Origin of the sequence: Kitasatospora sp. NPDC094015, from assembly GCF_040304075.1 — a bacterium.
In the GTDB taxonomy this organism is placed as follows: domain Bacteria; phylum Actinomycetota; class Actinomycetes; order Streptomycetales; family Streptomycetaceae; genus Kitasatospora.
This window is the reverse complement of record NZ_JBEOUL010000007.1, coordinates 169,721-185,067: the sequence shown is the minus strand read 5'-3', so window position 1 is coordinate 185,067 and position 15,347 is coordinate 169,721. Positions and strand designations below refer to the sequence as shown.

Here is a 15,347-nt window from a genome sequence, read left to right as displayed (position 1 = left end):
TTACCCCATCTGCGGGGGTGCTCCGAACACGCCCGCACCCCGTCCGGTCACCACGGCATCGCCAGGCCGTAACGCCACAGGTACCAGCCGGCCGCCGCGGCGATCAGCACGACGACGGCAGCCGTGATCGCCAGGTTGCGCCGGCGGACCGCCGGGTCCATGGCACGGTGTGCCGCCTCGGCAACCTTGCGCCTGGTCCAGCTCAGCACCCGCTGGGCCCAGGTGAACTCGGTCGCCCACACGCCCATGCCCAGGAAGATGACCACCCAGCCCGGTCCGGGCAGCGGGAGCAACAGGACGCCGGCGCCGACCACCGCCAGACCGGCCACGAAGATCATCACCCGCCAGGCCCGGTGCAGCGCCGGCGAGCGCCGGACGAACGCCGGCGCCCTCGATCCGGCGGGCCGCCCGGCACCGTCCTCCACCGCGGTCCCGGCCACCGTCGCCACCCGTTCCTTGTCGCTTCGCACAGACATGCCGCGAAAAGTACCCGAGTTCCGGGCCGGACGGGGCCGGGCGGCCCGGCCGGGCCGATTCCGCAATGCGCCGGAAGGGGTACGACTCGCACCTGAATCAGGACAGACGGGTTTACACCGGGCTTAGAGGTGGGATGGTCCGTTCGCCGACGTGCGATTCCCCGAGCGCACACTGAGCGAAAGGCCCTGGCGCTTATGAACACCACGGTCAGCTGCGAGCTGCACCTGCGCCTCATCGTGTCCAGCGAGTCCTCACTGCCCGTCCCCGCGGGCCTGCGCTACGACACCGCCGACCCCTATGCCGTGCACGCGACGTTCCACACCGGTGCCGACGAGACCGTTGAGTGGGTGTTCGCCCGTGACCTCCTCGCGGAGGGGCTGCACCGACCCACCGGCACCGGCGACGTGCGGGTGTGGCCCTCGCGCAGTCATGGACAGGGGGTGGTCTGCATCGCCCTCAGTTCTCCGGAAGGAGAAGCCCTGCTGGAGGCCCCGGCTCGTGCACTGGAGTCTTTTCTCAAGCGCACCGACGCCGCCGTGCCGCCCGGCACCGAACACCGTCACTTCGACCTGGACCGGGAGCTGTCCCACATCCTCGCCGAGAGCTGATCCCGATCGAGGTGCCCGCCGCCCGCGAGCGGCGGGGTGATCCTCAGCGCGTCCGTCCAACTCGGGGGCACGGACGCTGACCCGGCCGCCGCGCGCGGTCCGGGGCCGGCCCAGAGCGAGGAACATGATCCGCAACGCAGCATCGAACACCCAGTACGGCACACACCTGCGGCGCGGCCGCCACCCCTGACCGGGTGGGGGTCGCGTCGCAGGCGTCCGCGCACCGCCACAGGGCCGGCGGGATGTCGCGTACGCGCCTGTTCACCGCCGGGTGACGGCGGCTGCCGGTAGAGTCACGGGTGATGACCGACGCGGGTGGCACCTGGCCCCCGCCGCGTGAGGAGCCCCCACGTGCTGATCACCCATGACACCGAGTGCGCCCTGAGCATTCTGGTCGAGCTGCTCAACACCGCGCCCGAAGCGTGCGGCGCCGAGCAACTGCCCGATGTCGCGGCGCTGTCCGGATTCGTGGTGGGGCAGGAGATCAGCGAGATCGACTCCCTGACCCCGGCCGACCTGGCAGCGGTGCAGGCGCTGCGCGGCCAGCTGCGCGCGGTGTTCTCCGCCGGGACCACCGAGCAGGCCGCCGAGCTGGTCAACGCGCTGGTGGCGGCCGCCGGCACCACCCCGCGGCTGACCAACCACGACCACCACGGCTGGCACATCCACTACTTCGCCCCGCACGCCGCGATCGGCGACCACCTCGCGGCCGAGCTCGGCATGGCGCTGGCGTTCATCGTGATGGCGGGCGAGCGCGAGCGGCTGCGCCGCTGCGAGGCGCCGGACTGCGCCCGGGTCTTCGTGGACCTCTCCCGCAACCGCTCCCGCCGCTACTGCGACAGCCGGACCTGCGGCAACCGGCTGCACGTGGCCGCCTACCGGGCCCGGCAGCGCTCGGCGGAGGCGCTCTCCGCGGGCTGATCCGCCCGGCCCCGGTCGGCGCCGCCCCCGGATGGGAGACTGGGAGGCATGACCGACGCTTCCCTCCCCCGCCTCGAGCTCTGGTGCGACCTCCAGTGCCCGGACTGCCGTACCGCCCTCGACGACGTCCGGGCGCTGCGCGCGAGCTACGGCGACGCTCTCGTGATCGAGCTGCGGCACTTCCCGCTGGAGAAGAACAAGTACGGGTACCCGGCGGCCGAGGCCGCCCAGGAAGCCTTCGACCAGGGGCGGGGCTGGGAGTACGTCGAGGCGGTGCTGGGCCGGGTCGAGGAGCTGGCCCGGGACGGCCAGAAGTTCCTGGTGGCGGTCGCCGAGGAGCTCGGGCTGGACTCCGAGGAGCTGGACCTGGCGCTGATCGACGGGCGGCACATGCTGCTGGTCGACGCCGACCAGGCCGAGGGCAAGGCGATCGGCGTCAGCGGCACCCCGACCTATGTGATCGCCGGGCAGCGGCTGGACGGCGGCAAGAGCCAGGACGGGCTGCGCGAGCGCATCGTCGAGCTGATCGAGCAGCACCGGGCCGGCTGAGCGGGCACTCGGTACAGCTGCTTGCTCAGTACAGCTGTTTGCCGAGCACCCGCAGGGTGACCCGGTAGCCCAGCGAGCGGTACAGCCCGGTGGCCACCTCGTTGTGGCTGAACACGTTGAGCCCGAGGTGGTGGACGCCCGCGGCGAGGCACTCGTGCTCGGCGAGCAGCATCAGGCTGCGGCCGTGCCCGGCGCCGCGGCGCGCCTCGGGGACCTGGACCACCATGACCCAGGCGAGCGGGCTGCCGTCCGGGACGGTGGACTGTCTCAGTGCCAGCCACAGGCTGCCGAGCACGGCGCCGCCGTCGTCGCGCAGCTGCCGCAGGGCGACTCCTTCGGTGGCCTCGCGCTGCGGCAGGACGTGCTGGTGGTCGGCGTCCGCCTTGGCCCGGGCCTGCGCTCCGGTGAGGCCCGAGCCGAGCAGGTCGGCGAGGTAGCCGGCCTCCGACTCGGCCAGCCACCCGTCGTACTCGGCCGGGCCGATCCGATGCACCGTCAGGCCGCCCGGCAGCGGTGGCGGGCTGCCGAGCGGCTTGGCCATGTTGCGCATCCGCTCGGTGTAGCCGAGCACTCGGGCCAGGGCCAGGGCGCCGGTGGCCTCGGCCGGCACCGCGACGTCGAGCCGGGTGCAGCCCCAGCCGCGCAGGACCTCCTCGGCGGCCAGCGCGCCGATGGTGGCCCGGCCGCGGCGGCGGCCCTCGGTGACCTCCAGCTCGGAGATCTCGCCCCACCACTGCGAGCCCCGGGGCAGCGCGGTGGTGCGCAGGCCGCCGACCGGCCGGCCGTTGACGCAGATCTGCCAGCGTCGGCTGCGGCCGCCGCCGGGCCAGGAGTGCTCGGCGCCCTCGGGGCGCAGGGTGGTGGTCATGAGGGCTCCCTTCCCGGCGGGAGCCGGGTTCTACCCCGCGCGGGCAGGACCGGCCGGGGCGGTCCGGGCCGGCTCAGGGGTCGAGGTCGTCCGCGCTGCGCTCGGCGAACTGGGCCATCGCCTTGAGGGTGACCGGTCCGGGGGCGGGGAGCTCGCGGCCGTCGATCCGGCCGACCGCCTGGACGTCGCGCAGGGTGGAGGTGAGGAAGACCTCCTCGGCGTCGAGGAGCGCCTCGAAGGGGAGGTCGCGCTCCTGGGCGCCGGTCCAGTCGACGGTGAGCTGCCGGGTGATGCCGGCCAGGCAACCGGAGGCGAGGGTCGGGGTGACCAGGTGCCCGTCGAGGACCAGGAAGACGTTGGAGCCGGTGCCCTCGCAGAGCAGGCCGGCGGTGTTGGCGAACAGCGCCTCGGAGGCGCCTTCGCGGTGGGCGGCGGCGAGGGCGACCACGTTCTCGGCGTAGGAGGTGGTCTTCAGGCCGGCGACGGCGCTGTGCTCGTTGCGGCGCCAGGGGACGGTGACCACGGCCGTGGTGTCGGGACGGGGCTTGGCGGTGCCGAGGGCGGCGACCAGGCTCGGCGGCTGGTCGCCGCGCTCGGAGCCGAGCGGGCAGACGCCGCCGGTGTAGGTGATCCGGAGCCGGCCGAGCGGCATCGGGTTGGCCCGCAGCACCTGCTCGCAGGCCTCGCGGACCTCCGCGTGGTCGGGGTCGGGCAGCCCGAGGCCCCGGGCGGAGCGGGTCAGCCGGTCGAGGTGGCGGGTGAGGGCGAAGGCGCGGCCGTCGACCGTCTTCACGGTTTCGAACACGCCGTCGCCGACGGTCAGTCCGTGGTCGAGCACGGACAGGGCGGCACGGTCGCCGTCCGCCAGGGATCCGTTGACCCAGATCTTCATCGGGCACCGCTCCTCGGGGTGGGATCAGAACAGGTGGGTGCCCGACGCTATCGCGACCAGGCGGGCGGCCTTGAGTTCGGTCTCGTCCCATTCGCGTTCCGGGTCCGAGCCCCAGGTGATGCCGGCGCCGGTGCCGAACCGCAGCACCGGGCGGCCGGCGGTCCGGTCGATCCAGAAGGTGCGGATGCCGACGGCGAGTTCGGCCCGGCCACGGTCCGCGTCGACCCAGCCGATCGCGCCGCAGTACGGGCCGCGCGGGGCGGTCTCCAGCTCCTCGATGATCCGCAGCGCGCTGGACTTGGGGGCGCCGGTGACCGAGCCGGGCGGGAAGGTGTCCGCCAGCAGCTCGGGCCAGCCGGCGCCGTCGCGCAGGGTGCCCTGGACGGTGGAGACCAGGTGGACCAGGCCGGGGTGCTTCTCGACCACGCACAGGTCCGGGACGGTGATGCTGCCCGTCCCGCAGACCCGCCCGAGGTCGTTGCGGACCAGGTCGACGATCATCACGTTCTCGGCGTGGTCCTTGTCCAGCAGGTCGGCCTCGGTCCGGCCGGTGCCCTTGATCGGCCCCGAGGACACGGTGGCGCCCTGCCGGCGCAGGTAGAGCTCGGGCGAGGCGGTGGCGATCTCCACGCCGTGCTCGGGGAGGCGAATCGTTCCTGCGTAGGGCGCGGGGTTGCCGTGGGCGAGCAGGGCGGTCAGGGCGTCGACGTCGGAGCGGGCCGGGTCCGGCAGCGGCGCGGACAGCACCCGGCAGAGGTTGGCCTGGTAGACCTCGCCGGCCGCGATGTGCTCCCGGATGCGGCGGACGCCGGCGGTATAGGCGGCGCGGTCGAGCGAGCTGTGCCAGCTGTCGGGGCTCGGCCCGAGCCAGCCGCCCCGGGCCGCCGCGCCACCGGGCGGGGTCGGGTCGGGGCGCAGCTCGTCGAAGCGGGCGCAGACCAGCCGGCCCTCGAAGTCGTGGGCGACCGCCCAGAAGCCGGCGGAGTCCAGCGCGGCCGGGTCCGAGGTGACCTCGCGCAGACCGGTCGCGAGGAGCCCGCCGAAGCGGGCCATCGGCTGGTCGGGGCTGAGGGGGGTGGTGCGGCCGGACACGGTTCTCCTGCGCGGATATCGGTACTGCTGGCCCGGGTGCGGGCGCGCGGACCGGGGTGGCCCCGGTGCCTGAAGTGTAGGTCGGCGTCCCCCGGGGCGCGGCGCCTCCACGTGCCGCTACGGCTGACGAACCGCCACCTTGCGGCCACCCCCGCGCCACGCTGCGGGAACGGATTTTTAGCTGGCCCGGGAATCCGCTAGAGTTCAACACGTCGCCGGGACGCGGAACCGAGGAAACACGGGGAAGCAGCCGGGAGACAGGCGGACGTGGCTCAGTTGGTAGAGCATCACCTTGCCAAGGTGAGGGTCGCGAGTTCGAATCTCGTCGTCCGCTCGATGGGGAACAGGGTAAGATCGTTCTTCAGAAGTTGCCTGGTGGAGTGGCCGAGAGGCGAGGCAACGGCCTGCAAAGCCGTGTACACGGGTTCAAATCCCGTCTCCACCTCCAAGAGGTGTCCCCGGTTCGCCGGGGCCCTCCCCGCGCGATTAGCTCAGCGGGAGAGCACTACCTTGACACGGTAGGGGTCACTGGTTCAATCCCAGTATCGCGCACTCGGATCCACCGGGGTCAGCCCCGGGACGGCACATCAGTGCTGGTCGAGCGCGATTAGCTCAGCGGGAGAGCACTACCTTGACACGGTAGGGGTCACTGGTTCAATCCCAGTATCGCGCACTCGGATCCAACCGGGGTCAGCCCCAGGTCGGCGCGTCAGTGCTGGTCGAGCGCGATTAGCTCAGCGGGAGAGCACTACCTTGACACGGTAGGGGTCACTGGTTCAATCCCAGTATCGCGCACTCGGATTCGTAGGATCCGCAACAGCATGACCGTGGCTGTGACATCGGTCGAGCGCGATTAGCTCAGCGGGAGAGCACTACCTTGACACGGTAGGGGTCACTGGTTCAATCCCAGTATCGCGCACCGCAGCAGAGAGCCGAGGCCTTCCGGGCCTCGGCTCTCTGCGTTCGCCGTGATCTCTGCGTTCTCCGCTGACGGCTGACTGCGGACATGCGTGTCGCCGGGTACGGCACTGCCCTCACCGACAGTCCGTACCCGGCAACCACGCTCCGGGGTCGCTCCGTTACCACCGCTGTGCTCCTGCTACCCGCATCGCCCGTCCAGTGCCCCGCGGGTGGGAGCGGCGCGGTGCGCGAGCCCCGGCCGACACCGATCTCCCCCGAGATCAGCGCCCGATCAGATCGGCGACCGCCCTCGTCTGGGTCACCAGTTGGTCCCACCCGCCGAACAGCACCAGGAGCAGGACCGCGCAGGGGACGGCGATGGCGAGGGCCACCGCCGGGTGCCTGGTGTCGGCCCCGGCGTGCGAGGCGGCGGCCCGGTGGCGGCGGCCGGCTCCGTTGAGCTGCATGGCCATGGTCTCTGCTCCTGCCGTCCTGCTCGGACCGGTTGGTCCCGTACGGCCTGTCCGGACGGGGTGGGAAGTGGGCGCGGCGGTGGATTCTCGGGGGACGAGGTGATCCGCCCGCCGCTGTAGACAAAGGTATGCGGCGGGTGGGGTGGGGGTCGTCATGCCCGCGTACCGTCCACGGGCCTCCGGGAGGATGACCCGGGGACGCGCCGCGTACTACTGGAGGCGGAGACCGGGTCGATCGGATCCCCGAGGGAACCCTGAGTCCGGCCCCGAGACGGGGCCGGCCGGTGGGGGCCCGACGGCATCCGGGAGCGGGTGCGGCAGCGTCCGGGTGCGGGCGGGCGGCGTGCGGGCCGGAGCAGGGTCGGGTACGGAGGAGCCGTGTGTCCGACAATCCGACCGGGCCCCGGGGTGTTGCGTATCAGCACACCGCATCGGGCAGTCCGTAAGCTGTGGGCCGACAGGATCTGACGATCCCCCATCCGACAGGGGATCACCCCACGGGCTGACGGGAACGAGCATGGCGATGATGCGGCTGCGGCGTGAGGACCCCCGCATCGTCGGCCCCTACCGACTGCACCGGCGGCTCGGGGCCGGCGGGATGGGCGTGGTCTACCTGGGCTCCGACCGCAAGGGGCAGCGGGTCGCGCTCAAGCTGATCCGGGCCGAGCTGGCCGAGGACGCCGAGTTCCGCACCCGGTTCGCCCGGGAGATCGCCGCCGCCTCGCGGATCCGGGGCGGCTGCACGGCGCGCGTGGTCGGCTCGGACATCGAGACCGAGCGCCCGTGGCTGGCGACCGCGTACGTACCCGGCCCCTCGCTGTACAAGCGGGTGGGCGACGAGGGGCCGCTGCCCTGGCCGGAGGCGGCCCGGATCGGCGCGGCGCTGGCCGACGGCCTGGTCAAGGTGCACGAGGCGGGGGTGGTCCACCGCGACCTGAAGCCGTCCAACATCCTGCTCTCCCCCAAGGGCCCGCGGATCATCGACTTCGGGATCGCCTGGTCGCGCGGTGCCAGCACGCTGACCCACGTCGGCACGGCCGTCGGCTCCCCCGGCTTCCTGGCGCCCGAGCAGGTGCGGGGCGCGGCGGTGACCCCGGCCACGGACGTCTTCGCGTTCGGCGCGACCCTGGCGTTCGCGCTCACCGGTGACACCCCCTTCGGCTCCGGGGCCTCCTCCGAGGTGATGCTCTACCGGGTGGTGCACGAGGAGCCCGAGCTGTCCGGGGTGCCGGCGCCGCTCGCCCCCCTGGTCCGGGCCTGCCTGGCCAAGGAGCCGGCCGAGCGGCCCCCCGCCGCCGCGCTGCACGAGCGGCTGAGCGAGCTGGCGGCCCGCGGGACGGCGGCGGGGACCGGCCGGGGCCGGGCCACCGTGCCGCCGCCCGCCGCGGCGGCCGCACCGGCACGCCCGGTGGCGGCGGCGCCGGGCGTACCCGCCGACCGCCCGGTCCGGCGCCGACCGGCGCAGCCCGCGACGGCTCCGATGCCGCGCCCGGACCACCACACCACGCACCCCCGCGAGCACGCCCGTGAGCACCCTCGCGAACACGGGCGCGAGCACGGACGCGAGCGCCAGCCGACGCCGGCGCCCGGTCGTCCGCCGGCCCAGCGCGACCGCCAGCACACCCCGCCGCCCGGTCGGCCGGTCGGCGCCCGCCGGCGGCTGCTGCGCCAGCGGGTGATCGTCTTCGTCACGGTCACGGTCGGCGTCGCGCTGGCGATCGCGGCCGCCCAGGGGTGCGAGAACCGCGGCAACCAGGGCCTGCCCCAGCAGCCGCCCGGCGTGTCCGGCACGCCGCAGGCCGACCAGCCCGCCCCGCTGTCGATCGACGGCGCCGGGGCGGCCGCGCCGCTGGCCACCGCCGCCCGCAGCGGCGGCGAGGCCGGGCTCGCCCCGGCCACCGGGCAGGTGCCGAACGGCGACTGGCCGAACCGCTCGTACACCGATCCGGCCGGGGGTCGGCCGATCCGGCTGAAGGACGGGCGCAGCGGCGGCGAGGGCGCGCAGACCGTGCTCACCACCGTGCTGGCGGCCCGCTACCGGGACGCGCCGGCGGCCGTGGTGGTGCTGCGGCGTTCGGAGGGGTCGGTCCCGGCCGATCTGGTGCAGCTGTTCGGCTTCAACGGTGACCAGCCCGTGCTGGTGGCCGCCAAGGCCTCGGCGGCGGACCCGCAGGCGGGGGCCGTCTGGCGGATCGAGAACGGGGCGCTGCTGCGGGAGGAGCGGGTGCCGCAGACGGGCGCGGTGTCCACCACGCGGTACACCGTGCGGACCGACGGCAGCCTGGAGGAGTCGTGGCCGGGGGCGGGGGTCTCCGGCGGGGTGAGCGGCCGGGCGGCGCCCTGAGCCGGGGCGGGTGCGGGGCCCCCGCCCCGGCCGACCGCCGGGCGTCCGGGCGGTGTCAGCCTGCGGTGACGGCGTAGAAGGCGACGGCGGCGGCCGCGCCCACGTTGAGCGAGTCGATGCCGTGGGCCATCGGGATCCGGACGGCGCGGTCGGCGGCGGCCAGCGCGTGCCGGGTCAGGCCGTCGCCCTCGGCGCCGAGCATCAGGGCGGCCCGTTCCAGGCGGTGCGGGGCCGCCCCGGCGAGGTCCACCGCGTGGTCCGCCGGGGTGAGGGCGAGCAGCTGGAAGCCGGCCGCGCGGACCGCGTCCAGGGCGGCGGGCCAGGGGTCGAGCCGGGCGTACGGGACGGCGAAGACCGCACCCATCGAGGTCTTGACGGCGCGCCGGTAGAGCGGGTCGGCGCAGTCCGGGGAGAGCAGCACCGCGTCCATGCCGAGGGCGGCGGCGCTGCGGAAGATGGCGCCGAGGTTGGTGTGGTCGACCAGGCCCTCCAGGACCGCGACGCGGCGGGCGCCGGCCAGGATCTCGGCGGCCTCGGGCAGCGGCTTGCGTTCCATCGAGGCGAGCGCGCCGCGGTGCACGTGGTAGCCGGTGACCTGTTCGGCGAGGGCCGGTTCGACCAGGTGGACCGGGGCCTCGGCGGCCTCGATCACATCGGCCATCACGCCCAGCCACTTGGCGGTGAGCAGCATCGACCGCATCCGGTAGCCGGCGTCCAGCGCCCGGCGGATGACCTTCTCCCCCTCGGCGATGAACAGGCCCTCGGCGGGCTCGCGGCGGCGCCGCAGCTCGACGTCGGTCAGGCCGGTGTAGTCGGCGAGGCGGGGGTCGGCGGGATCGGTGACGGTACTCGGTTCGGACACGGGCCCGATCCTGCCCGGCGAGTGGGTGCGCAGGCAAACCCGGCCCGGGGCGCCCGGTGTGCGGGGCGCCCCGGGCCGGGTCAGCGGGTCCGGGTCAGCGGGTCCGGGTCAGGGGGCCAGGACGTTGACGACCTCGCCGATCACGATGACGGCCGGCGGCCGGATCTGCTCGGCGGCCACGGTCGCGGCGACCGTGGCGAGGGTGGCGTCCACCCGGCGCTGGGCCGCGGTGGTGCCCTCCTGGACCACGGCGACGGGGGTGTCGGCCGGGCGGCCGGCCTCGATCAGCCGGGCGGCGATCGCGCCGATCTTGTCGACGGCCATCAGCAGCACCAGGGTCCCGGTCATCCGGGCCGCGGCCTCCCAGTTGACCAGCGAGCGCGGGTCGCCCGGGCCGACGTGGCCGGAGATGACGGTGAACTCGTGGGTCATCCCGCGGTGCGTGACCGGGATGCCGACGGCCGACGGGACGCTGATCGAGCTGGAGATGCCGGGCACGACGGTGACCGGCAGCCCGGCCTCGACGCAGGCCAGCAGCTCCTCGCCGCCCCGCCCGAAGACGTACGGGTCGCCGCCCTTGAGGCGGACCACGAACTTGCCGGCCTTGGCGTGCTCGACCAGGGTCCGGTTGATCGCCTCCTGGGCCATGAAGCGGCCGTACGGGATCTTGGAGGCGTCGATCACCTCGACGTGCGGGGGGAGTTCGGCGAGCAGCTCGCGGGGGGCCAGGCGGTCGGCGACCACCACGTCCGCGTCGGCGAGCAGCCGGCGGCCGCGGACGGTGATCAGGTCCGGGTCGCCGGGGCCGCCGCCGACCAGGGCGACGCCGGGGGTGCGGTCGCGGTACTGGCGGGCGGTCAGCGAGCCGTCCCGCAGGGCGTCCACCACGGCGTCGCGCAGTCCGGCGGAGTGCCGGGGGTCGCCGGTGAGCACGGCCACGGTGGCGCCGCCGTCCCGCCCGCTGGCCGGGGTCCAGGCGGAGGAGGCCGCCGCGTCGTCGCTGCGGGCGCAGAACACCCGGAGCCGTTCGGCCTCCTCGGAGACGGCCGCGTTGACCTCCGGGTCGTCGGTGGCGACCAGGACGTACCAGGCGGCGGTCAGGTCGCCGTCGGCGTAGCCGCGGCGGTGCCAGGTGAGCTCGCCGGCCTCGGCCATGGCGTGCACGGCGGGCGTGGTGGCCGGGGAGATCAGCTGGATGTCCGCGCCCGCGGCAATCAGCGCGGGCAGCCGGCGCTGGGCGACCTGGCCGCCGCCGACCACGACCACGCGCCGGCCGGCGAGCAGCAGGCCGACGGGGTACGGGGTCAGGCCCTCGGTACTGGGGTGCGGGTTGGGCGCGGTCATCGGCAGTGCTCCAGGTGGGGGTTGGGGACGGGCGTACAGCTGCGCCCCGTACCGGCGCGCCCTCGGGCCGGTACGGGGACTGGCTGAAGGATCAGCCCTTCTCGGTGACTCCGGCGGAGTCGAAGGTGGCTACATCGTGCATCGCCCGGGCGGCACTCTGCACCAGCGGCAGGGCCAGCAGTGCGCCCGTGCCCTCGCCGAGCCGCAGGTCGAGGTCGATCAGCGGACGCAGCCCGATCTTGGCGAGCGCGGCCTGGTGGCCGGGCTCGGCGGAGCGGTGGCCGGCGATGCAGGCGGCCAGCACCTCGGGGGCGATGGCCTTGGCGGCCAGTGCGGCGGAGCCGGCGATCACCCCGTCGAGGATGACCGGGGTGCGCAGCGAGGCGGCGCCGAGCAGGAAGCCGGCGATCGCCGCGTGCTCCAGGCCGCCGACGGCGGCGAGGACGCCGATCGGGTCGGCCGGGTCCGGCTGGTGCAGGGCGAGCGCCCGGCGCACCACCTCGACCTTGCGGTGGTGGGTCTCGTCGTCGATCCCCGTGCCGCGGCCGGTGACCTCGGCCGGGTCGGTGCCCGTGAAGACCGAGATCAGCGCGGCGGAGGCGGTGGTGTTGGCGATGCCCATGTCGCCGGTGATCAGCACCTTGTTGCCGGCCGCGACCAGGTCGCGGGCGGTCTCGATGCCGACCTCCAGGGCCTTGAGGGCCTCGTCCCTGGTCATCGCCGGGCCCTGGGTCATGTCGTCGGTGCCCGGCTTGACCTTGCGCGGCAGCAGACCGGTGGACCGGCCCTGCTGGACCGGCTCGGGCAGCTCGGCCTTGACCCCGACGTCGACCACGCAGACCTCGGCCCCGACCTGGGCGGCGAAGGCGTTGACGACCGCTCCCCCGGCCAGGAAGTTGGCCACCATCTGGCCGGTGACCTCCTGCGGCCAGGGGGTGACGCCCTGGGCGTGCACGCCGTGGTCCCCGGCGAAGATCGCCACGCAGGCGGGCTCCGGGATCGGCGGCGGGCACTTGCGGGACAGGCCGCACAGCTGGGCGGCGATTATCTCCAGCAGGCCGAGCGAGCCGGCCGGCTTGGTCATCCGCTTCTGGCGGTCCCAGGCCTCGCCGAGGAACTTGGCGTCCAGCGGCCGGATCCCGCGCAGGGTCTCGGAGAGCAGACTGTGCGGCTCCTCGCCGGGCAGCGCGCGGTTGCCGTACTGCTCCTCGTGCACGACCCAGGCCAGCGGGCGCTTCCGGGCCCAGCCCTGCTGCTGGAGCTCGGGCTCGTCCGGGAAGGCGTCGACGTAGCCGACGCAGAGGTAGGCGACCACGTCGAGGTGCTCGGGCAGGCCGAGCTCGCGGATCATCTCCTCCTCGTCGAAGAAGCTCACCCAGCCGACGCCGAGGCCCTCGGCGCGGGCGGCCAGCCAGAGGTTCTCGACGGCCAGCGCGGCCGAGTACGGGGCCATCTGCGGCTGGGTGTGCCGGCCGAGGGTGTGGCGGCCGCCGCGGGTGCGGTCGGCGGTGACCACGATGTTGACCGGGGTCTCGAGGATGGCCTCGATCTTGATTTCCTTGAACTGCTTGGCCCGGGCCTTGGGCAGCGAGTCCGCGTACGCCTCGCGCTGGCGCTCCGCGAGCGCGTGCATCTTCTGCCGGGTCTTCGAGGACCGGATGACCACGAAGTCCCAGGGCTGGGAGTAGCCGACGCTGGGCGCGGTGTGGGCCGCCTCCAGCACGCGGATCAGCACCTCGTGCGGGATCGGGTCCGGGCGGAAGCCGTTGCGGATGTCGCGGCGCTCGCGGATCACCTGGTGGACGGCGTCGCGGCCGGCCTCGTCGTAGCCGGGGGCGGCGGGCGGGCGCTCGACGGCGACCGGCTCGGGCTGGACGGCTTCGGGCTCGACGGCTTCGGGCTCGGTGGGTGCGGGCTCCGCGGCTTCGGGCGCGGCGGGGGCGGGCTCGACGGCTTCGGGGCCGGCGGCTTCGGTCGCAGCGGTCGGGGGCTGCTCGGTGGGGTCGGCGGCCGGGGCGGGCTCGGCCGGGGCGGGCTCGGCCGGTGCGGGCTCGGCGGGTGCCTCGGCGACGGGCTGCTCGGTGCCGGGCAGCTCCGGGGCGGGCTCGACCGGGTCGGCCGGTGCCGGCTGCTCGGTGACGGCCTCCTCCGGGGCGGGCTGCTCCGCGACGGGCAGCTCGGCTTCGCTGGGCTGCTCCGCGACGGGCAGCTCGGCTTCGGCGGGCTCCTCGGCGGCGGCCTGCGGCTCGTCCTGCGCGGGTGCCGGGTCCGCCTGGGTCTCGGCGTCCACCGGGGGCTCGGCCTGCTCGGGGGTGACCGGCTCGGGGGCGGTCTCGACCACCGGGGCGAGCGGCTCGGTGAGCAGGTCACCCGTGCCGGCCGCGACCGGTGCGGACAGGCCGCCACCCGCCGCCACCGGCTCGACGATCGGCAGGCCGTGCGGCGCCGGGGCGGCGAGGAAGGCCGAGATCCGCCGGTGCTGCCCGGCGGGGGCGGCCGCCTGCGCGGGGATGGCGACGGCCGGCGGTGCCTCCTCGACGGCGGTCCCGACCGCGACGGCTGCCGGCGCGGCGGCCGGCGCCTCGGGCACCGGAACGGCGGCGGGCGCGGGCGCCTCGGCGAAGACCGGCTCCACGAACACGGGCGCGGCCGGGGCGGCCGCCACCACGGGCTGCTGCTCGACCGGCGGTGCCACGGGCTCGGGCTGCGGCGGCACCTCGACGGACGGCGCGGCCGGAGCGTCCGGCACGATCGCCGCCGGCGCGGGCTCGACCACGGGCGCGGGCTCGATCAGGGGCGCGGGCTCCGGCGTGGGCTCGGCGGCGGGCGCCTCCACCGGGGCCGGCACCTCGGCAGCGGGCTGCTCGGCCACGGGCTGCTCGACCGGGGCGGGTTCCGCGACCACCGGCTCGACCGCGACCGGCTCGGCGACGACGGGCGCCACCGGCGGCGGGACGGGGGTTCCGTGCGCCGGCGTACCGCCCAGCGGGCGGACCTGGTACCCCTGCGGGTCGACGGCGCCGGAGGGGCCGCGGTCGGCGAGCGAGCGGACCGGCACGTGGCCGGTCATCAGCGACGGGTCCGGGATCGGCGGCCCGGCGTGCAGCGGGCGCCGGACCGGCTGCGCGGGCTGGACGGGCTGCGCGGGCTGCTGGACCGGCACCGCCTGCGGCGGGGCCACGGCCGCGTCCAGGGGCTGGACCGGGGCCTGGACCGGCGGAACAACCGGTTCTGCGCCGGCCGGGACGGGCTCGGTCGGCTGCGGCTGCGGCTGCGGCACGAGCTGTTCGGCCACGACCGGTACGGCCACGGGCTGTTCGACCACCGGCTGCGCGGGCAACGGCTGCTGGAGCTCCGGCGCGTACACCTCGGCGACCGGCATCGGCGGGTTCAGCGGCGGCCAGGAGGGCTCGACGGGGACCCCGGCGGGCGGCGTGTGCATCGGCAGCGGCTCGGCGACCGTGCGCAGCGGCATGGTCTCGCCCAGCGCGGCGGGCGCCGCGAGCGGCGGGGCCGGGTGCTCCATCACGTTCACGGTCTCCACGGCACCGAGCAGAGGCTCGCCCCAGGAGCCCTGCGGGCCGGGCATCAGGAGCTCGTCCTCCTCCTCGTCCAACTGGTCGAGGAAGGTGTACGCGGGCCGCGGCTCGGCCGCCCAGACCTGGCCGGGCGGCTGCGCGCCGGGCATGCCGGTACCCGCCTGCGGGCCGAGCGGGTCGGCACCGCCGTACGGCTGCTCCGGGACTCCCGCGCTCGGGACGTGGCCGCCATCGGTCATGTCAAAGCTCCTTCCAGGCCGCATCCACGACCTCGGCGGCGCGGCCATGACCGCAGCGCCCAACTCCGCCGGGGCGGGGCCGCGGACGGCCCGCCCCTGCACCTACTGGCGGCCGCCGCGCACACGACGGCCGTCGGCCCCGGCGCGCCGCTCCACCCCGGCGGCGCGGCGGGCCCGGCCGGGCTGGCGCACCATCAGGAACAACGACCGCCCGGGGCAACCGGCACGTCCGCACCGGA

11 protein-coding genes, 6 tRNA genes and 1 pseudogene are annotated in these 15,347 nt (G+C 75.2%); 10 read left to right on the top strand and 8 right to left on the bottom strand.

The genetic code is table 11. The features are described from left to right. Positions 1 to 47: 47 nt before the first annotated feature. On the bottom strand, positions 48 to 476 hold the full coding sequence (locus ABT014_RS11890) for a TIGR02611 family protein (RefSeq protein WP_350638544.1): 429 nt from the start codon (positions 474 to 476) through the stop codon (positions 48 to 50). 195 nt (positions 477 to 671) lie between these two features. On the opposite strand from ABT014_RS11890, the gene ABT014_RS11885 reads away from it, so the two are divergent. The 3 genes from ABT014_RS11885 to ABT014_RS11875 all read left to right on the top strand — a co-directional run bounded on the left by ABT014_RS11885 (position 672) and on the right by ABT014_RS11875 (position 2,555). After that, entirely contained in the window at positions 672 to 1,085 is a 414-nt protein-coding gene (locus ABT014_RS11885; RefSeq protein WP_030056266.1) for an SsgA family sporulation/cell division regulator, read from the top strand. A 351-nt stretch (positions 1,086 to 1,436) separates the two neighbouring features. Beyond that, the gene (locus tag ABT014_RS11880) at positions 1,437 to 2,006 is read left to right on the top strand and encodes a CGNR zinc finger domain-containing protein (protein WP_350638543.1); all 570 of its coding nucleotides are present in this window, start codon (positions 1,437 to 1,439) and stop codon (positions 2,004 to 2,006) included. Positions 2,007 to 2,054: 48 nt separating this feature from the next. Beyond that, on the top strand, positions 2,055 to 2,555 hold the full coding sequence (locus ABT014_RS11875) for a DsbA family protein (RefSeq protein ID WP_350638542.1): 501 nt from the start codon (positions 2,055 to 2,057) through the stop codon (positions 2,553 to 2,555). Positions 2,556 to 2,580: 25 nt separating this feature from the next. Here the strand turns inward: ABT014_RS11875 and ABT014_RS11870 are convergent, their stop codons facing one another. From ABT014_RS11870 to ABT014_RS11860, 3 genes are all read right to left on the bottom strand, one after another. Continuing rightward, positions 2,581 to 3,423, bottom strand: a complete 843-nt coding sequence (locus ABT014_RS11870) for a GNAT family N-acetyltransferase (RefSeq protein ID WP_350638541.1) — start codon at positions 3,421 to 3,423, stop codon at positions 2,581 to 2,583. Between the two features lie 73 nt (positions 3,424 to 3,496). Further along, a complete protein-coding gene (locus ABT014_RS11865) occupies positions 3,497 to 4,315 on the bottom strand; it encodes an aminotransferase class IV (protein WP_350638540.1) in 819 nt (272 codons plus the stop codon). A 24-nt stretch (positions 4,316 to 4,339) separates the two neighbouring features. Beyond that, positions 4,340 to 5,368, bottom strand: coding sequence for a chorismate-binding protein (locus ABT014_RS11860; RefSeq protein ID WP_350638663.1), 1,029 nt, complete (start codon positions 5,366 to 5,368; stop codon positions 4,340 to 4,342). A gap of 300 nt (positions 5,369 to 5,668) precedes the next feature. On the opposite strand from ABT014_RS11860, the gene ABT014_RS11855 reads away from it, so the two are divergent. From ABT014_RS11855 to ABT014_RS11830, 6 genes are all read left to right on the top strand, one after another. Then, a tRNA-Gly gene (locus ABT014_RS11855) sits at positions 5,669 to 5,741 on the top strand. Positions 5,742 to 5,781: 40 nt separating this feature from the next. Next, positions 5,782 to 5,855: transfer RNA gene (locus tag ABT014_RS11850), tRNA-Cys, on the top strand. A gap of 32 nt (positions 5,856 to 5,887) precedes the next feature. After that, positions 5,888 to 5,959: transfer RNA gene (locus ABT014_RS11845), tRNA-Val, on the top strand. Positions 5,960 to 6,008: 49 nt separating this feature from the next. After that, positions 6,009 to 6,080 (top strand) — tRNA-Val (locus ABT014_RS11840). Positions 6,081 to 6,130: 50 nt separating this feature from the next. Next, positions 6,131 to 6,202 (top strand) — tRNA-Val (locus ABT014_RS11835). 52 nt (positions 6,203 to 6,254) lie between these two features. Further along, a tRNA-Val gene (locus ABT014_RS11830) sits at positions 6,255 to 6,326 on the top strand. A gap of 262 nt (positions 6,327 to 6,588) precedes the next feature. Here ABT014_RS11830 and ABT014_RS11825 read toward each other — a convergent pair. Beyond that, a complete protein-coding gene (locus tag ABT014_RS11825; RefSeq protein ID WP_350638539.1) occupies positions 6,589 to 6,780 on the bottom strand; it encodes a hypothetical protein in 192 nt (63 codons plus the stop codon). A 517-nt stretch (positions 6,781 to 7,297) separates the two neighbouring features. Here ABT014_RS11825 and ABT014_RS11820 point away from each other — a divergent pair. Beyond that, a pseudogene (locus ABT014_RS11820) lies at positions 7,298 to 8,521 on the top strand (serine/threonine-protein kinase); the annotation flags it as partial. Between the two features lie 658 nt (positions 8,522 to 9,179). Here ABT014_RS11820 and ABT014_RS11815 read toward each other — a convergent pair. From ABT014_RS11815 to cobT, 3 genes are all read right to left on the bottom strand, one after another. After that, the gene (locus tag ABT014_RS11815; RefSeq protein ID WP_350638538.1) at positions 9,180 to 9,986 is read right to left on the bottom strand and encodes a TrmH family RNA methyltransferase; all 807 of its coding nucleotides are present in this window, start codon (positions 9,984 to 9,986) and stop codon (positions 9,180 to 9,182) included. Between the two features lie 108 nt (positions 9,987 to 10,094). Beyond that, on the bottom strand, positions 10,095 to 11,330 hold the full coding sequence (cobA, locus tag ABT014_RS11810) for a uroporphyrinogen-III C-methyltransferase (RefSeq protein WP_350638537.1): 1,236 nt from the start codon (positions 11,328 to 11,330) through the stop codon (positions 10,095 to 10,097). Positions 11,331 to 11,421: 91 nt separating this feature from the next. Then, positions 11,422 to 15,108 carry a nicotinate-nucleotide--dimethylbenzimidazole phosphoribosyltransferase gene (gene cobT, locus ABT014_RS11805; RefSeq protein WP_350638536.1) on the bottom strand — a complete coding sequence of 1,229 codons (3,687 nt, stop codon included), beginning with the start codon at positions 15,106 to 15,108 and terminating at the stop codon, positions 11,422 to 11,424. Between the last annotated feature and the right edge of the window lie 239 nt (positions 15,109 to 15,347).